This window comes from Citrobacter sp. RHBSTW-01013, from assembly GCF_013781985.1.
GTDB classification, from domain to species: Bacteria; Pseudomonadota; Gammaproteobacteria; order Enterobacterales; family Enterobacteriaceae; genus Citrobacter; species Citrobacter braakii.
Map to the genome: position 1 here is coordinate 2,975,810 of NZ_CP056185.1, position 16,175 is coordinate 2,991,984.

General features: G+C 50.3%; 17 protein-coding genes and 1 pseudogene. 11 read left to right on the top strand and 7 right to left on the bottom strand.

Going from position 1 to position 16,175, the window contains the following annotated elements; genetic code table 11:
- Positions 1–208: 208 nt before the first annotated feature.
- Positions 209–2,143, top strand: a complete 1,935-nt coding sequence (gene yeaG / locus HV350_RS14415) for a protein kinase YeaG (protein WP_016152810.1) — start codon at positions 209–211, stop codon at positions 2,141–2,143.
- A gap of 123 nt (positions 2,144–2,266) precedes the next feature.
- Positions 2,267–3,550 (top strand): annotated as a pseudogene (locus HV350_RS14420) (YeaH/YhbH family protein).
- A 75-nt stretch (positions 3,551–3,625) separates the two neighbouring features.
- Here the strand turns inward: HV350_RS14420 and HV350_RS14425 are convergent.
- From HV350_RS14425 to HV350_RS14435, 3 genes are read right to left on the bottom strand one after another with little or no spacing between them, the layout of a single operon-like run.
- Positions 3,626–4,264: a CatB-related O-acetyltransferase gene (locus HV350_RS14425; protein WP_016156305.1), complete on the bottom strand. Its 639-nt coding sequence runs from the start codon at positions 4,262–4,264 to the stop codon at positions 3,626–3,628.
- A 35-nt stretch (positions 4,265–4,299) separates the two neighbouring features.
- Positions 4,300–4,710 carry a hemerythrin domain-containing protein gene (locus HV350_RS14430; protein ID WP_016156304.1) on the bottom strand — a complete coding sequence of 137 codons (411 nt, stop codon included), beginning with the start codon at positions 4,708–4,710 and terminating at the stop codon, positions 4,300–4,302.
- Positions 4,711–4,723: 13 nt separating this feature from the next.
- Positions 4,724–5,494, bottom strand: coding sequence for a class I SAM-dependent methyltransferase (locus HV350_RS14435; RefSeq protein ID WP_016156303.1), 771 nt, complete (start codon positions 5,492–5,494; stop codon positions 4,724–4,726).
- A 165-nt stretch (positions 5,495–5,659) separates the two neighbouring features.
- Between HV350_RS14435 and dgcJ the strand changes: the two genes are divergently transcribed.
- The 3 genes from dgcJ (at position 5,660) to HV350_RS14450 (ending at position 8,282) form a co-directional block, all read left to right on the top strand.
- On the top strand, positions 5,660–7,150 hold the full coding sequence (gene dgcJ, locus HV350_RS14440; protein WP_181628776.1) for a diguanylate cyclase DgcJ: 1,491 nt from the start codon (positions 5,660–5,662) through the stop codon (positions 7,148–7,150).
- Between the two features lie 44 nt (positions 7,151–7,194).
- Positions 7,195–7,698 (top strand): YbaK/prolyl-tRNA synthetase associated domain-containing protein, encoded by a 504-nt coding sequence (locus HV350_RS14445; protein WP_049041633.1) that lies wholly within the window; start codon positions 7,195–7,197, stop codon positions 7,696–7,698.
- A 137-nt stretch (positions 7,699–7,835) separates the two neighbouring features.
- Positions 7,836–8,282: a DUF441 domain-containing protein gene (locus HV350_RS14450; protein WP_016152803.1), complete on the top strand. Its 447-nt coding sequence runs from the start codon at positions 7,836–7,838 to the stop codon at positions 8,280–8,282.
- Here the strand turns inward: HV350_RS14450 and HV350_RS14455 are convergent.
- Positions 8,239–9,057 (bottom strand): helix-turn-helix transcriptional regulator, encoded by an 819-nt coding sequence (locus tag HV350_RS14455; protein ID WP_047358592.1) that lies wholly within the window; start codon positions 9,055–9,057, stop codon positions 8,239–8,241. The genes HV350_RS14450 and HV350_RS14455 overlap by 44 nt on opposite strands.
- 99 nt (positions 9,058–9,156) lie before the next feature.
- On the opposite strand from HV350_RS14455, the gene HV350_RS14460 reads away from it, so the two are divergent.
- Positions 9,157–10,344, top strand: coding sequence for a CynX/NimT family MFS transporter (locus HV350_RS14460; protein WP_181628778.1), 1,188 nt, complete (start codon positions 9,157–9,159; stop codon positions 10,342–10,344).
- Positions 10,345–10,381: 37 nt separating this feature from the next.
- Here the strand turns inward: HV350_RS14460 and HV350_RS14465 are convergent, their stop codons facing one another.
- Positions 10,382–11,089, bottom strand: coding sequence for a CTP synthase (locus HV350_RS14465; RefSeq protein ID WP_181628780.1), 708 nt, complete (start codon positions 11,087–11,089; stop codon positions 10,382–10,384).
- A gap of 198 nt (positions 11,090–11,287) precedes the next feature.
- Between HV350_RS14465 and HV350_RS14470 the strand changes: the two genes are divergently transcribed.
- The gene (locus tag HV350_RS14470) at positions 11,288–11,635 is read left to right on the top strand and encodes a DUF488 domain-containing protein (protein ID WP_016152799.1); all 348 of its coding nucleotides are present in this window, start codon (positions 11,288–11,290) and stop codon (positions 11,633–11,635) included.
- Between the two features lie 7 nt (positions 11,636–11,642).
- On the opposite strand, the gene HV350_RS14475 is transcribed toward HV350_RS14470, so the two are convergent.
- Positions 11,643–11,891, bottom strand: a complete 249-nt coding sequence (locus HV350_RS14475) for a DUF333 domain-containing protein (RefSeq protein ID WP_016152798.1) — start codon at positions 11,889–11,891, stop codon at positions 11,643–11,645.
- 186 nt (positions 11,892–12,077) lie between these two features.
- On the opposite strand from HV350_RS14475, the gene HV350_RS14480 reads away from it, so the two are divergent.
- Genes HV350_RS14480 through yoaJ form a run of 3 tightly spaced genes read left to right on the top strand, consistent with a single transcriptional unit; the run spans position 12,078 to position 13,326 of the window.
- Positions 12,078–13,103 carry a sensor domain-containing diguanylate cyclase gene (locus HV350_RS14480; protein ID WP_181628781.1) on the top strand — a complete coding sequence of 342 codons (1,026 nt, stop codon included), beginning with the start codon at positions 12,078–12,080 and terminating at the stop codon, positions 13,101–13,103.
- A 47-nt stretch (positions 13,104–13,150) separates the two neighbouring features.
- Positions 13,151–13,249 carry a YoaK family small membrane protein gene (locus tag HV350_RS14485; RefSeq protein ID WP_032941789.1) on the top strand — a complete coding sequence of 33 codons (99 nt, stop codon included), beginning with the start codon at positions 13,151–13,153 and terminating at the stop codon, positions 13,247–13,249.
- Between the two features lie 2 nt (positions 13,250–13,251).
- Positions 13,252–13,326, top strand: a complete 75-nt coding sequence (gene yoaJ, locus HV350_RS14490) for a protein YoaJ (RefSeq protein ID WP_101700011.1) — start codon at positions 13,252–13,254, stop codon at positions 13,324–13,326.
- A 49-nt stretch (positions 13,327–13,375) separates the two neighbouring features.
- On the opposite strand, the gene HV350_RS14495 is transcribed toward yoaJ, so the two are convergent.
- Positions 13,376–13,624, bottom strand: coding sequence for a GlsB/YeaQ/YmgE family stress response membrane protein (locus HV350_RS14495; RefSeq protein ID WP_016152796.1), 249 nt, complete (start codon positions 13,622–13,624; stop codon positions 13,376–13,378).
- 359 nt (positions 13,625–13,983) lie between these two features.
- On the opposite strand from HV350_RS14495, the gene fdhF reads away from it, so the two are divergent.
- A complete protein-coding gene (gene fdhF, locus HV350_RS14500) occupies positions 13,984–16,131 on the top strand; it encodes a formate dehydrogenase subunit alpha (RefSeq protein WP_181628783.1) in 2,148 nt (715 codons plus the stop codon).
- Positions 16,132–16,175: the final 44 nt, after the last annotated feature.

Below are 16,175 nucleotides of genomic sequence, written 5' to 3' on the forward strand. Positions count from 1 at the left end.
TGCGCACACAGGCAAGTTTTGCAAATGCCATCTACGCTTAATTTTAGAAGGTGTATCACCGAATACGTTGATCTCCTGACCACCACAATGGCATGAGAGTTGCTTGTTTCTTCAGCAGCGACGTCGTTCAGTTTACCTCTTCAGGGGCCTCTACTATTCATATGAACGGCTCTTAACATGTGCTAAAAAAACGAAAGGACGGCATACCATGAATATATTCGATCACTATCGCCAGCGTTATGAAGCTGCCAAGGACGAAGAGTTCACGCTGCAGGAGTTTCTTACCACTTGTCGGCAAGATCGCAGCGCTTATGCCAATGCGGCAGAGCGGCTATTAATGGCTATTGGTGAGCCTGTCATGGTCGACACTGCCCACGAACCTCGTCTTTCTCGACTCTTTTCGAATCGGGTGATTGCACGATACCCCGCTTTTGAAGAGTTTTATGGCATGGAAGAGGCCATTGAGCAGATTGTTTCTTATTTGAAGCATGCGGCTCAGGGTCTGGAAGAGAAGAAGCAGATTCTGTATCTGCTGGGGCCTGTGGGAGGGGGGAAATCATCTCTTGCTGAGCGGCTGAAGTCGCTGATGCAGCGAGTACCGATTTATGTCCTGAGCGCCAACGGCGAGCGTAGCCCGGTAAACGATCATCCGTTATGCCTGTTTAACCCACAGGAAGACGCGCAGATCCTGGAAAAAGAGTATGGGATCCCGCGTCGTTATCTCGGTACGATCATGTCGCCCTGGGCTGCAAAACGTCTGCATGATTTTGGCGGGGACATTACAAAATTCCGCGTTGTCAAAGTCTGGCCGTCTATTCTGGAGCAGATCGCTATTGCCAAAACGGAGCCTGGTGATGAAAACAACCAGGATATCTCTGCGCTGGTCGGGAAAGTGGATATTCGTAAACTCGAACACCACGCCCAGAACGATCCTGATGCCTACGGTTATTCGGGCGCACTGTGCCGCTCAAACCAGGGGATTATGGAGTTCGTTGAGATGTTTAAAGCACCAATTAAAGTGCTGCATCCTCTGCTGACCGCAACCCAGGAAGGAAACTACAACGGGACAGAAGGTATCTCTGCCCTGCCGTTTAACGGAATTATTCTTGCCCACTCGAACGAGTCCGAATGGGTGACGTTCCGTAATAATAAAAACAATGAGGCGTTCCTTGACCGTGTTTACATCGTCAAAGTGCCTTATTGCCTGCGGATCTCCGAAGAGATCAAAATTTACGAAAAACTGCTTAACCACAGTGAGCTGACCCATGCGCCTTGCGCACCGGGCACGCTGGAAACACTCTCTCGCTTTACCATTCTTTCTCGCCTGAAAGAGCCTGAGAACTCGAGCATTTACTCGAAGATGCGTGTTTACGATGGGGAAAGCCTGAAAGATACCGATCCAAAAGCGAAGTCCTATCAAGAGTATCGGGATTACGCTGGGGTCGATGAGGGAATGAACGGTCTTTCCACGCGTTTCGCGTTTAAGATCCTCTCACGCGTCTTTAACTTTGACCACGCCGAAGTGGCAGCTAACCCGGTGCATCTGTTCTACGTACTGGAGCAGCAAATCGAGCGCGAACAGTTCCCGCAGGAGCTGGCTGAACGTTACCTTGAGTTCCTGAAAGGCTATCTGATCCCGAAATATGCTGAGTTCATTGGCAAAGAGATCCAGACGGCTTATCTCGAATCCTATTCCGAATATGGACAAAACATTTTCGACCGTTATGTCACTTATGCGGATTTCTGGATTCAGGATCAGGAGTATCGCGACCCGGATACCGGTCAGCTGTTTGACCGCGAGTCGTTGAACTCAGAACTGGAGAAAATTGAGAAACCGGCGGGTATCAGTAACCCCAAAGATTTCCGTAACGAGATCGTCAACTTTGTTCTGCGTGCCAGAGCGAATAACAGCGGTCGAAATCCAAACTGGACCAGTTACGAAAAACTGCGCACGGTCATTGAGAAGAAAATGTTCTCCAATACCGAGGAGCTGCTGCCGGTCATTTCGTTCAACGCCAAAACCTCAACTGACGAGCAGAAAAAACACGACGATTTTGTCGACCGGATGATGGAAAAAGGCTACACGCGTAAGCAGGTACGTTTACTGTGCGAATGGTATTTGCGCGTACGTAAATCGTCTTAAAAAAAGTGCCCGGAGGCGCGTACGCTTGCCGGGCCTACAATACACATCCGTAGGCCGGATATGCTCAGCGCATCCGGCGTTACTGATGTAGCATAAAGTTGGCAAATGCAGTACGGGGGGCTTATGACCTGGTTTATTGACCGGCGTCTTAACGGCAAAAACAAGAGCACGGTAAACCGCCAGCGCTTCTTACGCCGTTATAAATCGCAAATTAAACAGTCGATCTCCGAGGCCATTAACAAGCGTTCGGTGACTGATGTGGATAGCGGCGAATCTGTCTCTATTCCGACTGATGATATTAGCGAACCGATGTTCCATCAGGGGCGTGGCGGCTTGCGCCATCGCGTGCATCCGGGTAACGACCATTTTGTGCAGAACGACCGCATTGAACGCCCGCAGGGCGGCGGCGGTGGTTCAGGAAGCGGACAAGGCCAGGCCAGCCAGGATGGCGAGGGTCAGGATGAATTCGTCTTCCAGATCTCTAAAGATGAATATCTCGATCTGTTGTTCGAAGATTTAGCACTTCCTAACCTGAAGCAGAATCAGCAGCGTCAGTTAACGGAGTACAAAACGCACCGGGCAGGTTTCACCTCTAACGGCGTGCCTGCCAACATCAGCGTGGTGCGCTCCCTGCAAAACTCACTGGCGCGCCGCACAGCGATGACGGCAGGTAAGCGTCGCGAATTGCATGCGCTCGAAGCGGATCTGGAAACCATCGCAAAAAGTGAACCAGCGCAGTTGCTGGAAGAGGAACGGTTACGCAAAGAGATTGCCGAACTACGGGCAAAAATCGAACGCGTGCCGTTTATCGACACCTTTGATTTACGCTACAAGAATTATGAAAAACGGCCCGATCCTTCCAGCCAGGCAGTGATGTTCTGTCTGATGGACGTCTCCGGTTCAATGGATCAGTCGACCAAAGATATGGCCAAGCGTTTTTATATCTTGCTGTATCTGTTCTTGAGTCGGACCTACAAAAACGTGGAAGTGGTTTATATTCGCCACCATACCCAGGCGAAAGAGGTGGATGAGCACGAGTTCTTCTACTCTCAGGAAACCGGGGGAACTATTGTCTCCAGCGCGCTGAAGTAAATGGATGAAGTGGTAAAAGACCGTTACGACCCGGCTCAGTGGAACATCTATGCCGCACAGGCCTCGGACGGTGATAACTGGGCGGATGATTCCCCGTTGTGTCATGAGATTCTGGCGAAAAAACTGCTGCCGATGGTGCGATATTATAGCTATATCGAAATCACCCGTCGCGCGCACCAGACCTTGTGGCGTGAATACGAACATCTGCAATCAACGTTTGAAAACTTTGCGATGCAGCATATCCGCGACCAGGATGATATTTATCCGGTCTTTCGCGAACTGTTTCATAAGCAAAGTACAACCAGCAATAGCTAACCACATACATAAATCAGCCAGAGGTTATCTCCTCTGGTTGATTTTTATGACCTCGCGTTTCAACCACATGTTATGTCATTTAGCATTTTGTCTCAGGCTAGCCACTTCCACTTCGAGCGCGGAAATATCGCCAGAAGACAACAGCGGTTGCATTTTCACGAGCGACTCTTCCGGAAGTTGATACAAATTAAGAGCCAGTATTCGTTCAATATCCCCCACCGGCAGGCGATATTTTATTATTTTTGCCGGATTGCCGCCGACTACCGCATACGGTGGCACATCTTTAGTCACCACAGCACCTGCTGCGACAACAGCGCCTTCCCCGAGCGTAACGCCTGGCATGATCATGGCGCGCATGCCTAACCAGCAACCATCATGCAACACCGTGTCACCCCGAAACTCGTAGGCATCTTTGATCGACGCCATAAAGGGATAAAGACTGATCCAGTCAAGCCGGTGCGTACTATTTCCCCCCATCAGAATAACGCTCTCAGCGCCAATGCAGACGAAATTCCCAATAATCAACTTATCCAAATGCCCAAGCGGTTCCCAGTCCCGGCTGATCTCATCACCGAGTAAATACCGCACCACCGAGCGTTCGAATCCATGATCCCAGCAGTCACTGTAATAGCTATGCGTACCCTTAATAACTATATTAGGGTTGGTCACTGTCTGATGAAGGTACTCCATTCTCGACCAGTGTTTTTCTGACACTTCGCCATCCTTTTATCATTGTGTTTTAAAACACCCTACATCCTTTCCACCAGCGGATAGAAGTCTTTATTTTCTTTTTGCATACGCTCATACACTTTGCGTAGAACATTGTTGGCATCACGTCTGAATGCCTCATCATTACCTTTTAATTTACTGGCAATATTCCAGCGCCGGGAAAAAACTTCATATTCGCTGACGATATCCGTCATTTCACGTTGAAATTTTGAGCTAACCTGTCTGAGCGTACTATTTCCATCCTGCTCAATATGTGGATAAAGGAACTGATCTTCAGCAAACAAATGTGTTTTTATAATGGCACTCATGCTAACGATCGCAGTTGCAATTTCCTGGGCATTGGATGATACGCCTGCATGGCTCAACGTACGTAGAAATGATATTTTCTCCAGAATTTCAACATGCTGATTTTTCATTTTATCAATATTCATCCGTTTATCCTTTTTATTTTCCCTTTACGGAGCAGCAGGCAATGTAGTTTAGCTGGTGACGTTGCGAACGGAAGAAGCGAAACATTTTCAGGAACCGGCGACGATTTTCGCGTGTGCGTAAGCCGTTAAACACAATTTTAACCGCCCCAGTCAGCCCTTCATCACGAATTAATCCTCGCGGCGACATCAGCGACATATCGCCATTCTGCTGCAAGACCTGTGCAAACCCACCGTTCAGAAATAAATCTCGCCAGCCTTGTCTGGTCATCGGGCTAACGTTTGATTTCACTACCTCTACAAGCTGGCCCTGCTCGCCCGCGCCCAGTTTTTGTGCGGTGAACATAATGTCGTGAGTTAACAGACGCCCGCCGGGCTTCAATACGCGATAATACTCGGCAATTAACTTCGCCTTCGCTTTATCGGCATACATTGTCAGCATGGCTTCGTTGATCACAACGTCGAAACTGTTATCCGCAAATGGAAGGGTGTTAGCGTTAGCTGCCATAACGTGAATGTGATTTTCCAGACCATTTGCCGCCACGTTATTTCTGGCGTTTGCCAGTGCGGTTTTATCCATATCAATGGCGTATACCGTACAACCAAAACGTTGAACTAACTCTATCGCCGTCGTGGCCATGTTACACGCCACTTCCAGCACCTGGCTGTCGGGCGTCAGCTGTGACTGGCTGAACAACCACTCTGTTGCTTCAACGCCCCCCGGACGCAGACGGGTTTTGCCCAGGCTGGCTAAGAACGTATGGCCCGCTTTATCAGTCGCGCTCATCTGCTTGTCTCCTTTCTTATAAGTTGCATTATAAATACAACAATAAGAGTTAAAGGTGAAGCACGCGAATGATTTTTATTACAAAATGCCCTTCCCAGTAGCGTTAGAGCGGATGTATGCCGTGTGATAGACTGAAGTATCAGACTTACAGGGCTGTACATCATTATGCAATTGCATCATAAAGCGCTCAGGCTCTTTATCTCCGTCAGCGTAGTTGTTTTGACGTTTTCTTTTTTGGTTTATGAGCTCATTGCCAGCGATAAAGCAATGAATGCGTACATGCGCTATATCAATGAGAAAGCCGACTCATCGTTTCTCTATGATAAGTATACTAATCAAAGTATTGCAGCCCATCTGATGCGCACATTTTCATCCCCCCAGGTATCCGCTTCTATCGAGCAACAAAAAGCACTTTGCAACGCTTTCGACAGCGTTAACGGCACTCATGGGCTCAACCTCACCCAGCATAACTACCTACCATTACACGGTACGTTGCAAACCCCCACCACAAAATGTAGCGAGAAACTTGAAGACATATTTCTACTGCCCTCTTTTGACCGGGCGGTAAACGTTAATCGTGAGCAGAAAGATTACGGTCATGGTTTAGGTATGCAGGAGTATAAATTTCGATATTACGTCGATCTCAAAAATAACTACGTCTATTTCTTTGATCTGGTCGACTCGCGGAAATTTGCGATACACAACTGGTCGTTTTTGCAAAAAGGAAACCTGGGTATCAACCAGAATGATATTGACGGTATTTTCACTGGCCGCACGGTAATCTCCCGTATTTATGAAGATAACCTGACCGAGAAAAAAGTGATGAGCTTTTTAACACCGGTCTACTATGCCGGTAAGTTAAAAGGCGTGGTGATGGTGGATATCAACAAAGAGAATTTAAAGAATATTTTCTATACCAGCGACCGCCCTCTCGTCTGGCGCTATCTTAACGTGACGCTTTCGGACATCAACTCAGGTAAAGAGATACTCGTTCACCAAAGTGAGAACAACCTGTTTAGCTATGTTCACTACCAGGAGGACATGCCCGGCGGTATACGCATCACCTTATCGCTTGATTTTATGTACTTTATTGTCTCCTCCTGGAAAGTATTCGCCTTCTATCTGCTGGCAACAATACTGTTGCTGAATATGGTCAGAACGCATTTTCGGCTGTATCACAACGTCACACGTGAAAATATCAGTGACGCGATGACCGGGCTCTACAACCGCAAAATTTTAACGCCGACGCTCGAACAGCGTTTACAGCAGTTGGTAAACGCGGGCACCCTTGTGACCTTTATCGCCATTGATTGCGATAAACTAAAAGTCATTAATGATACGCTGGGGCATAAGGAAGGCGATCGAATTATCACCATTCTGGCTAGAGCCATTCAAACCTCGATTCGCAAAAACGACTATGCCATCCGCCTCGGTGGGGATGAGTTTTGCATTATCCTCATTGATTACCCCGCTGAATTAACGCCTCGTCTGCTGGAGAGGATTCGCTATAACTTACAAATTATTGCGCAAGATAGAGCAATCAGCTTCTCCGCAGGGATTTATAATATGCAGCCAAACGACACCATTGATGATGCCTACAAAGCATCCGATGCACAGCTCTACCTGAACAAACAGAAAAAACGCGCGGATGCGTAATCATTTTTCTGACAGGATTTTCATTGTTGTACCAGGAGTAAGTCATGACGGAAGTGAACAAAGGTAACGCAACGCATCAGCGTTTAATTTCGCTGTTGTCAGAACAAGGCGCGACGTATCGCGTGGTAAGCCATGAAGCGGTCGGCAAATGTGAAGCGGTTTCTGAAATTCGCGGTACCGCACTGGGCCAGGGAGCAAAAGCGCTGGTTTGTAAGGTCAAAGGCAACGGCGTTAATCAGCACGTCCTGGCGATTCTTTCTGCCGACCAGCAGGCCGACCTGAGCCTGTTAGCCAGTCATATCGGCGGGTTAAGAGCATCACTTGCCAGCCCGGCGGAAGTCGATGCACTGACAGGTTGCGTATTTGGCGCTATCCCACCGTTTAGCTTCCATCCAAAACTTAAGCTGGTCGCCGATCCGCTATTGTTTGAGCGTTTTAATGAAATTGCGTTCAATGCCGGAGTGCTGGAAAAATCCGTGATCATGGATACCGCAGATTACCTGCGTATCGCGAAACCGGAATTACTCCCGTTCCGCCGCGTACAATAGCCGCCCGAGTCAGGTGTAAAAGCGTAGCATCGTGCATTAGCCCAAAAAAAATCATAATCATTAAAAAAAGCCTGTTCCGTCACGCGTTTACGCGTACAGTAAGCAGGCTTATTTTTTCTTTTGGCAAGGAAACTACGATGTTTGATGTCACTCTGCTGATCCTGCTCGGACTGGCAGCTCTGGGCTTTGTCAGCCACAACACCACTGTCGCTGTTTCAATTCTGGTGCTGATCATTGTTCGTGTTACCCCTCTGAATACGTTCTTTCCATGGATAGAAAAACAGGGCCTGACCGTCGGGATTATAATTCTAACCATTGGCGTCATGGCGCCGATCGCCAGCGGAACGCTCCCCCCCTCCACGCTCATCCACTCCTTTGTGAACTGGAAATCACTGGTCGCTATTGCCATCGGGGTATTCGTCTCCTGGCTTGGCGGGCGCGGTGTCACGCTCATGGGTAGCCAGCCTCAGCTTGTGGCCGGTTTACTGGTGGGTACGGTACTGGGCGTGGCGCTATTTCGCGGTGTGCCAGTGGGACCGCTCATTGCGGCAGGTCTGGTGTCATTGATTGTTGGGAAGCAGTAGCCAGTCCAGCCAGATAACGGCCTGGAGTCTGTCCCAGGCCTTTTTTGAACATGGTGATAAATGCCGTGGTCGAATCGTAACCGAGCATTTGCGCAACCTGTTGCACGTTATGGCCATCTATCAGCGCCTGCAGCGCCAGAATCAATTGAAGCTGGTGACGCCAGCGGCGAAAACTCAACCCCGTCTCTTTAACGACCAGACGGGCGAGGTTCCGCTCACTCATCGCAAATACGCTGGCCCACTGTCCCAGCGTCTGCCACTGCGCGGGCTCCCGCGCCATCGTCGCGACCATTCTGCGGATTTTCGGGTGATCGGAAACCGGCAACTGCATTTGCTCCTGCGGCTGCTGCGGGAGTTCATCAAATAACACTTGCGTCAGCCGCTGGGTAGACGGCTCCAGCCGTTGATCATCCGTTTTGGACGCCAGCGCCAGAATGAGCTCCCGACATAATGGGGCGATTTTCAGGGTGCAGCAGCGTTCAGGCATCACGACTGCCTGCGGCTCAATAAACAAAAAGCACAATTGCGCCCCAACGGTAACGTGGTTGCTGTGTGGAATTTCACCGGGGATCCATACCGCATATTGTGGAGGCACCATCCACATGGCATTTTCAACCTCACAGGTGATCGCGCCATGCAAGGCCAGAATCAACTGCCCCTTACGGTGCTGATGCAGCGGACTGAAGAGTTCATCTTCCCGGGCCTGAATACAAAACGCCACCGCCGCATCGTGGTAAAGATCGGGCTCATACCCATCCAGCCTCAGTCCTAACATAAAAATGTCCGTTTTTAGCGATAAACTGTCATTTTAGCTTGATTCATCCATTGAGTAAAAACGCTAAAGTATCGCCTCGCCTGACGATATGAGAAAAAAATGACAAATATGCCTTCCTCCCGCGGCAAAAACGCAGCCTGGCTGATCGCGGGGATCCTGATGATTGCCACCACGCTGCGCGTCACCTTTACCGGTGCCGCCCCGTTGCTGGATGCAATTCGCACCGACTACGGCCTGAGTACCGCCCAGACGGGACTTCTGACCACCCTGCCGCTGCTGGCCTTCGCACTGGTATCGCCTCTGGCCGCCGCCGTTGCACGCCGTTGGGGTATCGAACGCAGCCTGTTTGCCGCAATGCTACTGATTTGCTCAGGTATTGCGATACGTTCTCTGCCCACGCCAGGTTTCCTGTTTAGCGGCACCGCTATCATTGGTTGCGGAATCGCGCTGGGAAATGTGCTGTTACCTGGGCTGATTAAGCGTGATTTTGCTCAGCATGTGGCAAAACTCACTGGCGCATACTCGCTGACTATGGGCGCAGCGGCGGCACTGGGTTCAGCTATTGTGGTTCCGCTGGCGCTGAACGGCTTTGGCTGGCGCGGTGCGCTGATGGTACTGATGGTCTTTCCGCTGCTGGCGCTGATTATCTGGTTACCCCAATGTCGCCAGACGGCCAATGCCAGTTTGAGCAACTCGCGCGCTTTGCATTCCCGCGCGATCTGGCGCTCGAGCCTCGCCTGGCAGGTGACGCTGTTTCTCGGGATCAATTCACTTATCTACTACGTGATCATTGGCTGGCTACCCGCAATTTTAATCAGCCACGGCTACAGCGAAGCGCAGGCCGGTTCGTTACATGGTTTACTGCAACTGGCAACCGCCGCGCCGGGGTTATTGATCCCTCTCGTCCTGAACAGATTTAAGGATCAGCGCGCCATCGCCGCACTGGTTTCGTTAATGTGCGCCGTCGGCGCAGCCGGATTCGCGGTAATGCCCGGGCAGGCTTTGCTGTGGACCATACTGTTTGGCTTTGGCTCAGGCGCCACAATGATCCTTGGTTTGACCTTTATTGGCCTGCGCGCAAGCTCAGCGCATCAGGCCGCGGCCCTGTCCGGCATGGCACAATCCGTCGGGTATTTACTGGCTGCCTGTGGGCCACCGCTGATGGGTAAGATTCACGACCTCAATGGTAGCTGGCTGATTCCATTAGCTGGGGTCGCCGTGTTAGCGATACTGATGGCAGTGTTTGGTCTGTGCGCAGGGCGTAATCGGGAGATCGCAAGCGCATAATGCAGCGGGCAGGTTTGAGTATAACCTGCCCGTTTTTTTATCCTCGCGCAGCGCGCAGCATTGCCTGAACTAACGGCACGGGTTTTCCCGCCAGCGCTCCACGTTCATGCTGAAAGAGTGTGCCGACAAAAAAAGGATGCGTCACCAGCTCAATGGCACGGATATCACCAGCCTCATCCCAGCCAGTCACACGAAGATCACCGCTCTCAAGCTCGGCGGCAAAATCTTCCGATACGCCATAGTTGCAGTGATACCCCTCGGAGATAACACCCCGTCCGTAGGCTTTGGCAATCAGCGTATTGGCCTTCAGTTCAATATCATCCGTTTTTTCTACCAGCGAGCAGGTCAACGGTGCGATGACCATCCGCCCCGTGGTATCCGTTTCCGCATGGGCAGCATCACTCCAGCCCAGCACGTTGCGGGCATACTCCAGAATCGCATGTTGAAAACCGCCACAGGTCCCGAGGAATGGGATGCTGTTTTCACGCGCGTAGCGGATCGCGATCAGTGCGCCTTCCAGGTGCCGATATGGACTGCCAGGAACGACCCAAATAGCATCATAGCCAATCAGATCTTCACTGCTGCTAATATCAGAGGTGGTTAGCCAGTCATAATCAGCCACTAATTCCAGAACGGCAGCGGCATCATCGATAGCAAGAGGAATGGCCTGATGCGCCACAATATCAGGGCTGTAATCACCCACCAGCGCAATGCGAAGCGTATCTTTAAACGGGGAAATTTCCATTAAGCTTTCCTTATGTCCAGACAATGAGGGACAATATAAGGAGCCTCAGCCTACCGATTTTTTGTTGGTATCACAATCCCTTAAATTGGGAGTCAGGACGGGCAGAATGTTACAATTGTCACGTTTTACGATCTTATTTAACCGTAATAAAGGTGTCGAAATATATCAAAGCAGTGGATTAATGGAGCGGATGAAAAGATGAAAATTCAATGTAAACGCGTATATGACCCAGCAGAAAAAAATGATGGTTATCGCGTACTGGTCGACAGGTTGTGGCCTCGCGGGGTAAAAAAGACCGACCTTATTTTTAACGAATGGAATAAAGCGCTTACGCCGTCATCTGATTTACGCAAGGCGTTCCACGCAGAATTGATTGATTTCACACACTTTTCCGAGCAATATCGCGCTGAACTCGCCCTACAGCAGCAGGAAGGAAAGCGTCTCGCAGAGATTGCCCGACAGCAAACCTTAACGCTACTGTATGCGGCGAAAAACACCCAGCAAAACCACGCGCTGGTGCTGGCTGAATGGATACGTCAATGCTAACCGGATTTCATTTGCCCGTTGTCGGATGATCTCTGCGCCAGAGCGCCCATTCATCAATCACTTCCCCGCCCGGTAATTTGCAGTCCGACCTTACGCCTTGCGGGGTCTGCACCGCAATCAGCGAGCCGCCCTTTTGTTCGCAATATACCGATGCCGGATTCGCCAGACCAATCTTCGGCGGTTTGGGGGCTTCGGGCTGAGTGGTACATCCCGCTAACACCAACAAGCCGGGCAAAATAATAGACGCCAGTTTCATATCGACTCCTGTTAAAAACCTTATCCCGGCAGGTTACCCCGACTTTCCATCTATCTCCATGTTTTACTGCCGGCTTTCAATTTAATGTTTAAATTTTGAGCGGGATGGCGTGTTTCATCTTTCATCTTGATGTTCTATCATGCGGGCCACGTTAGCCCAGTCATTACTCAGGAGCATTTACACCTCATGTCGGACATGATCCTTGCCAGAGTCTCACAATCCTTAGCCACGGAGCAGTCAGTTGAGAGCCTGGTTCGGCAACTTCTGGAGATGCTGGAAGTGGTGACTGAGATGGAATCCACCTATTTAACCAAGGTCGATTTAGATGCCCGCCTGCAGCATATTTTGTATGCGCGCAATAGCAAGCAGATGCAGATCCCTGAAGGGCTGTCCGTACCCTGGGATGAGACGCTATGCAAACGCGCCATAGACGAAAACTGTCTGTACAGCGACAACGTTCCCGCTCGCTGGCCGGATTGTACCGCCGCCCGCGCGCTGGAGATAACCACTTTCCTGAGCACGCCGGTTCATCTTCCCGACGGAACGTTTTACGGTACGCTCTGCGCCACCAGTCGCCACCAGCACGCATTAAGCCAACGTGGCGAACAGGTGTTACATCTGTTTGCGGGCCTGATCGCCCAGTCTATTCAAAAAGAGTCGCTGGTTGCTCAGTTACGCGAAGCGAATGCCGCGCTGATTGCGCACTCTTACACCGATGCCCTGACCGGATTACCGAATCGGCGCGCCATTTTTGAAAATGTTGAGACTCTTTTTTCCCTTGCCCGACATCTCAGGCAGAAGATTATTTTTGCCTATATTGATTTGGATGATTTCAAATTGATCAATGACCGCTTTGGCCACGAGGTTGGCGACCAGTTTCTGATCCAGATTGGTCAGCGTCTGCTTCGCGAATGCGGTGACAATGATATCCTTGGGCGACTGGGTGGTGACGAATTTTTAGTCGTGAGCCTGTCACCGGAAGATGACAGGGATCCGCGGGACCGCCTGCAGCAGGTGAAAAATCAGCTACAACAGCAAATTTGCGGTGACTACCACCTGGGTGACATTCATCTATTTTATCCTGGCGCCAGTCTTGGCATCGTGGAAATTAATCCGTTGGAGACTGATGTAAACTGCGCGCTTCACCTCGCAGACAGCGCAATGTACAAGGATAAAAAGCGTCAGGATAAAACCACTTTTGTCGTACATTAAGCCCTGCTATGCTAACCCGTCTTTAAATAACTCTGGCAGATAATCGTATGCGACTCGGTATTATTTTCCCCGTCATCATTTTCATTTCCGCTGTCGTTTTCTTATCCTGGTTTTTTATTGGCGGCTACGCTGCGCCGGGAGCATAACGATGAAAAAAACAACGCTTATTATGATTGGCGTGGCTATCATCGTCGTTCTGGGAACAGAATTCGGCTGGTGGTGACCTAAGAAAAAGGCCACATATTAGTGGCCTCTATTGTCTGTATGTTTAATTAGCTTTTGATTTTTCTATAGATAAACAACACCACAATCGCACCGATCACCGCCACGGCGAAACTGCCGAAGTTGAAACCATCGACTTTACCAAAACCAAAGAAGGTGCTGATCCAGCCACCCACTACTGCACCGACAACCCCTAAGATAATGGTCATAAAGAATCCGCCGCCATCTTTACCCGGCATAATCCATTTTGCCAAAATCCCAGCAATAAGACCGAAAACCACCCATGAAATAATGCCCATAATTTCCCTCACTTATGTTTTTAAATTAACGATTCACTCGTCGTATAAAAGCATAGCATAGCGCTGAAAAATTAAAATTTGTGATCGCTATCACTTCTGTTTTTCATCTTTTTCTGATGTTTCATAAGGTTACACCGCTGACCGGCAGACTAATTTTGTCGCGCCTCGTCATTAATGTCGAATCGTCAGTCATTCTGCTTAACGCTTTGGCCGTCAGCCCCTGCTATTGCTGGGTTTTCACTTCTGGCACACTTTATGCTTAAACAGCCCGTCACTACGACACATCGTAGTCCGCGATGCGTATCGCGTGACTGCGTCTACAATTCGCGCTATTTCAGCATTTAACAGGTCTGTTATTGATGAAAAAAATCACCAGTGTATGCCCATACTGTGGGGCCGGGTGCAAGCTCAAGCTTGTTGTTGAGAATAACAAAATCATCCGCGCTGAGGCCGCAGAGGGTGTAACGAACCAAAATCAGTTATGCCTGAAAGGCTATTATGGTTGGGACTTTCTTAACGACACTCGCCTTCTGACTCCCCGTCTGACCCGCCCGATGATCCGTTATGAAAAAGGTGGAAAATTCACTCCCGTTAGCTGGGATGAAGCCATTCGCTACACCGCAAAACGCTTAACTGAAATCAAAAATACCTATGGCCCTCGTGCCATCATGACCACCGGATCTTCCCGTGGAACAGGGAATGAGACCAACTACGTGATGCAAAAATTCGCACGTGGCGTGCTCCATACCAACAATGTCGATTGCTGTGCCCGCGTCTGTCACGGCCCTTCCGTGGCCGGGTTACAGGAAACGTTAGGCAATGGCGCCATGAGCAATTCCATCAGCGACATTGAAAACTCAAAATGCCTGCTGATCTTTGGTTATAACTGTGCCGATTCACACCCAATTGTGGCCCGCCGGGTAATTAAAGCTCGCCAGAACGGCGCAAAAATCATTGTCTGCGACCCACGCCGGATTGAAACTGCCCGTATCGCTGACCAACATTTGCAGTTGAAAAACGGTTGCAATATGGCGCTGGTCAACGCGTTTGGCCATGTCCTCATCGAGGAGCAACTCTACGATCGCGAGTATGTACAAAAGCATGCGGAAGGACTGGAAACATACTGGGAAACCGTTAAGGAGTATGCGCCTGAAGACGTTGAACATTTAACCGGTGTTCCCGCACAGCAGGTTCGTCAGGCGATGCGTACATTTGCTGCGGCGCCATCGGCCACCGTGATGTGGGGGATGGGCGTCACCCAGTTTGGTCAGGCCGTTGACGTGGTTCGTGGTTTGTCGAGCCTGGCCTTGCTAACCGGAAATCTGGGACGCCCTAACGTCGGTGTTGGCCCGGTGCGCGGGCAAAATAACGTGCAGGGCGCGTGCGATATGGGGGTGCTGCCTAACCAGTTTCCAGGGTATCAGGACGTAACCGATTTCGCCGTCAGGGAGAAATTTGCCGCCGCATGGGGTATTGACGTTAATCAGATGGATGACAAGGTTGGAACCCGCATCACCGAAGTTCCGCATCTGGCTATCGAAGGCAAAATCAAAGCCTACTACATCATGGGAGAAGATCCGCTGCAAACCGAGGCCGATTTGGGTCTGGTCCGCGAAGGATTTAACGCGCTCGATTTTATCGTCGTGCAGGATATCTTCATGACCAAGACGGCGGAAATGGCCGATGTCCTCCTGCCTGCCACCTCATGGGGCGAACACGGTGGCGTCTTTACCTGCGCCGATCGCGGTTTCCAGCGTTTTGAGAAAGCGATTGAACCCACTGGTGATGTAAAGCGTGACTGGGAGATTATCAGCCTGCTGGCCAGCGAAATGGGCTATCCAATGCAGTATCAAAATAACCAGCAAATCTGGGATGAGATGCGCGAGCTGTGTCCACTGTTCTACGGCGTGACCTATGAGAAAATGGGTGAGATGGGTCATGTTCAGTGGCCATGTCCGGATCTCGATAGTCCTGGTACACCCTACCTTTACGCGCACAGCCAGTTTGATACCGCCAATGGCAAAGGCAAACTGTTTGCCGCACCGTGGCGAGCGCCAGCAGAAGCTCCTGATGAACAATATCCGCTGGTTCTGTGTACCGTGCGTGAGGTTGGGCACTACTCCTGCCGTTCGATGACCGGCAACTGCGCAGCGTTGCAAGCACTGGCAGACGAGCCTGGGTATGTGCAAATCAATACCCATGATGCTGAAAAATTGGGTATTCGTCATCGCGATCTGGTATGGGTCAGCTCGCGCCGCGGTAAGGTTATCAGCCGCGCGGATGTCTCCGAGCGCATCAATGCCGGAACGGTCTATATGACTTATCAATGGTGGATTGGCGCGTGTAACGAGTTAACCCAGGACAATCTCGATCCTATTTCGAAAACGCCGGAAACCAAATATTGCGCCGTAAATATTGAGCACATTACCGATCAGGGGTGGGCAGAAAAATATGCCGCACAAACGTATAGCGATATGAAGTCACGTCTGTGTGAGGCTATTGCGTAAGTCACCGCCATCATCGCCTGAGCCTGGCTTTCCAGACTCAGGCC

Excerpts from the sequence above, each read along its gene's own strand:
- HV350_RS14460 (WP_181628778.1), top strand. The coding sequence starts at position 9,157 with ATGACAAATATGCCTTCCTCCCGCGGCAAAAACGCAGCCTGGCTGATC.
- HV350_RS14435 (WP_016156303.1), bottom strand. The coding sequence starts at position 5,494 with ATGAGCGCGACTGATAAAGCGGGCCATACGTTCTTAGCCAGCCTGGGC.
- HV350_RS14455 (WP_047358592.1), bottom strand. The coding sequence starts at position 9,057 with ATGTTAGGACTGAGGCTGGATGGGTATGAGCCCGATCTTTACCACGAT.
- HV350_RS14445 (WP_049041633.1), top strand. The coding sequence starts at position 7,195 with ATGACGGAAGTGAACAAAGGTAACGCAACGCATCAGCGTTTAATTTCG.
- HV350_RS14475 (WP_016152798.1), bottom strand. The coding sequence starts at position 11,891 with ATGAAACTGGCGTCTATTATTTTGCCCGGCTTGTTGGTGTTAGCGGGA.
- HV350_RS14430 (WP_016156304.1), bottom strand. The coding sequence starts at position 4,710 with ATGAATATTGATAAAATGAAAAATCAGCATGTTGAAATTCTGGAGAAA.
- HV350_RS14450 (WP_016152803.1), top strand. The coding sequence starts at position 7,836 with ATGTTTGATGTCACTCTGCTGATCCTGCTCGGACTGGCAGCTCTGGGC.
- HV350_RS14465 (WP_181628780.1), bottom strand. The coding sequence starts at position 11,089 with ATGGAAATTTCCCCGTTTAAAGATACGCTTCGCATTGCGCTGGTGGGT.
- dgcJ (WP_181628776.1), top strand. The coding sequence starts at position 5,660 with ATGCAATTGCATCATAAAGCGCTCAGGCTCTTTATCTCCGTCAGCGTA.
- fdhF (WP_181628783.1), top strand. The coding sequence starts at position 13,984 with ATGAAAAAAATCACCAGTGTATGCCCATACTGTGGGGCCGGGTGCAAG.
- HV350_RS14480 (WP_181628781.1), top strand. The coding sequence starts at position 12,078 with ATGTCGGACATGATCCTTGCCAGAGTCTCACAATCCTTAGCCACGGAG.
- yeaG (WP_016152810.1), top strand. The coding sequence starts at position 209 with ATGAATATATTCGATCACTATCGCCAGCGTTATGAAGCTGCCAAGGAC.
- HV350_RS14495 (WP_016152796.1), bottom strand. The coding sequence starts at position 13,624 with ATGGGCATTATTTCATGGGTGGTTTTCGGTCTTATTGCTGGGATTTTG.
- HV350_RS14485 (WP_032941789.1), top strand. The coding sequence starts at position 13,151 with ATGCGACTCGGTATTATTTTCCCCGTCATCATTTTCATTTCCGCTGTC.
- HV350_RS14470 (WP_016152799.1), top strand. The coding sequence starts at position 11,288 with ATGAAAATTCAATGTAAACGCGTATATGACCCAGCAGAAAAAAATGAT.